At 39.2% G+C, this 3091-nt stretch carries 2 protein-coding genes and 2 pseudogenes; all 4 read left to right on the forward strand.

Annotated features, from left to right (window positions below):
* Positions 1-249 (forward strand): annotated as a pseudogene (locus RYK12_RS10090) (N-acetylmannosamine-6-phosphate 2-epimerase); the annotation flags it as partial.
* A 114-nt stretch (positions 250-363) separates the two neighbouring features.
* The gene (locus tag RYK12_RS10095) at positions 364-1692 is read left to right on the forward strand and encodes an ABC transporter substrate-binding protein (RefSeq protein ID WP_045611137.1); all 1329 of its coding nucleotides are present in this window, start codon (positions 364-366) and stop codon (positions 1690-1692) included.
* Positions 1693-1913: 221 nt separating this feature from the next.
* Complete coding sequence (locus RYK12_RS10100; RefSeq protein WP_153198773.1) at positions 1914-2780, forward strand: carbohydrate ABC transporter permease; 867 nt, start codon at positions 1914-1916, stop codon at positions 2778-2780.
* 15 nt (positions 2781-2795) lie between these two features.
* Positions 2796-3091 (forward strand): annotated as a pseudogene (locus tag RYK12_RS10105) (carbohydrate ABC transporter permease); the annotation flags it as partial.

Raw genomic sequence — 3091 nt, forward strand, 5'->3', positions numbered from 1 at the left:
GCAGGAATTGACTTTGTCGGAACAACCTTATCAGGATACACATCTTACAGTCCAAAAGTGGATGGTCCCGATTTTGAATTAATTAAAAAACTCTGTGATGCTGGTGTAGATGTCATTGCAGAAGGGAAAATTCATACACCAGAACAAGCCAAACAAATCCTTGGATATGGAGTGCGAGGCATCGTTGTAGGTGGCGCTATTACTAGACCAAAAGAGATTACAGAACGCTTCGTTGCTGGTCTTAAATAACACAATTTAAAAACAGAGGAGAGTGATGGATGCGTCGGATGAAATGAAAACGTATACAAATGCAATCTTACTCATTATCCAATATGGATACGCTTATCAATTAGGAGAATACAAATGAAATTTAGAAAACTAGCTTGTACAGTACTTGCGGGTGCTGCGGTTCTTGGCCTTGCTGCATGTGGTAATTCTGGTGGTAGCAAAGATGCTGCTAAATCAGGTGGAGATGGCGCTAAAACAGAAATCACTTGGTGGGCATTCCCAGTCTTCACTCAAGAAAAAACTGGTGACGGTGTTGGAACATATGAAAAATCAATCATCGAAGCTTTTGAAAAAGCAAATCCAGATGTAAAAGTGAAATTGGAAACCATCGACTTCAAGTCTGGTCCTGAAAAAATCACAACAGCTATCGAAGCAGGGACAGCTCCAGACGTACTTTTTGACGCACCAGGACGTATCATCCAATACGGTAAAAACGGTAAATTGGCTGAGTTGAACGATCTCTTCACAGACGAATTTGTTAAAGATGTTAACAATGAAAACATTGTACAAGCAAGTAAAGCTGGAGACAAAGCTTACATGTATCCAATCAGTTCAGCACCATTCTATATGGCTATGAACAAGAAAATGTTGGAAGAGGCTGGAGTTGCAAACCTTGTAAAAGAAGGTTGGACAACTGATGATTTTGAAAAAGTTTTGAAAGCGCTTAAAGATAAAGGCTACACACCAGGTTCATTGTTCAGTTCTGGTCAAGGGGGAGACCAAGGAACACGTGCCTTCATCTCAAACCTTTACGGCGGTTCTGTAACAGATAAAGATGTTACAAAATATACAACTGATGATCCTAAATTCGTCAAAGGTCTTGAAAAAGCAGCTGGCTGGATTAAAGACGGTTTGTTGAACAATGGTTCACAATTTGACGGTGGAGCAGATATCCAAAACTTTGCCAACGGTCAAACATCTTACACAATCCTTTGGGCACCAGCTCAAAACGGTATCCAAGCTAAACTCTTGGAAGCAAGTAAAGTAGAAGTGGTAGAAGTGCCATTCCCATCAGATTCAGGTAAACCAGCTCTTGAATACCTTGTAAACGGATTTGCAGTATTCAACAATAAAGACGACAAGAAAGTTGCAGCATCTAAGAAATTCGTTCAATTCATCGCGGATGACAAAGAATGGGGTCCAAAAGACGTTGTTCGTACAGGTGCCTTCCCAGTTCGTACATCATTTGGCAAACTTTATGAAGACAAACGTATGGAAACAATCAGTGGTTGGACTAAATACTACTCACCATACTACAACACTATCAATGGTTTTGCTGAAATGAGAACACTTTGGTTCCCAATGTTGCAATCTGTATCAAATGGTGACGAAAAACCAGCGGATGCTTTGAAAGCCTTCACTGAAAAAGCTAACGAAACAATTAAAAAAGCTACAAAACAATAAGCACTAAATCAGATTGACTCCTCCCTTTTCCCTGTGCATAGTCTATGTAAGAAAAGGGAGGATTTTGTTTGAAATGTAAGGAACTGTCAAGAAATTAAAATGAAGTTCTTACATAAGCGAATCTTAAAAAATTTCATTTTGATTTTAAAACAGTTCAAGAAAATCCAAAATATTTTATTTGTGAAAGAGAGGTGCCGACTGTGAAAGTCAATAAAATTCGTATGCGGGAAACAGTGATTTCCTACGCTTTCCTAGCACCAGTATTATTCTTCTTTGTCATCTTTGTATTGGCTCCTATGATTATGGGATTCATTACAAGTTTCTTTAACTACTCAATGACTAAATTTGAGTTTGTAGGCTTGGACAACTATGTTCGCATGTTTAAAGACCCTGTCTTTATGAAGTCTTTGATCAATACCGTGATTCTGGTTATTGGATCTGTACCAGTTGTTGTTCTATTCTCACTCTTTGTAGCATCTCAGACCTATCATCAAAATGCTATTGCCAGATCCTTCTACCGTTTTGTCTTCTTCCTTCCAGTTGTAACAGGTAGTGTTGCCGTAACAGTTGTTTGGAAATGGATTTATGACCCACTATCAGGGATTTTAAACTTTGTCCTTAAGTCAAGCCACATCATCAGCCAGAACATTTCTTGGTTGGGAGATAAAAACTGGGCTTTGATGGCGATTATGATTATCCTTTTGACTACATCTGTTGGTCAGCCGATTATCCTCTATATCGCTGCCATGGGAAATATTGACAATTCATTGGTAGAAGCAGCGCGTGTTGATGGTGCGACTGAATTGCAAGTATTCTGGAAGATTAAATGGCCAAGCCTCCTTCCAACAACACTTTACATCGCAATCATTACAACAATCAACTCATTCCAGTGTTTCGCCTTGATTCAGTTGTTGACATCTGGTGGTCCAAACTATTCAACAAGTACACTTATGTACTACCTTTACGAAAAAGCCTTCCAGTTGACAGAATACGGCTATGCAAACACAATCGGTGTCTTCTTGGCAGTGATGATCGCTATCGTAAGCTTTGTTCAATTTAAAGTACTTGGAAACGACGTAGAATATTAAAGAAAGGAGACAGCTATGCAATCTACACAAAAGAAACCTTTAACAGCTTTCACTGTTATTTCAACTATTATCTTGCTCTTGTTGACCGTGCTGTTCATCTTTCCATTCTACTGGATTTTGACAGGTGCCTTCAAATCACAACCTGATACAATCGTTATTCCACCACAATGGTTCCCTAAAATGCCAACTATGGAGAACTTCCAACAACTCATGGTGCAAAACCCTGCTATGCAGTGGATGTGGAACTCTGTGTTTATCTCATTGGTAACCATGTTCTTAGTTTGTGCAACCTCTTCTCTAGCAGGTTATGT

This window comes from uncultured Streptococcus sp. (assembly GCF_963518475.1).
GTDB lineage: Bacteria > Bacillota > Bacilli > Lactobacillales > Streptococcaceae > Streptococcus.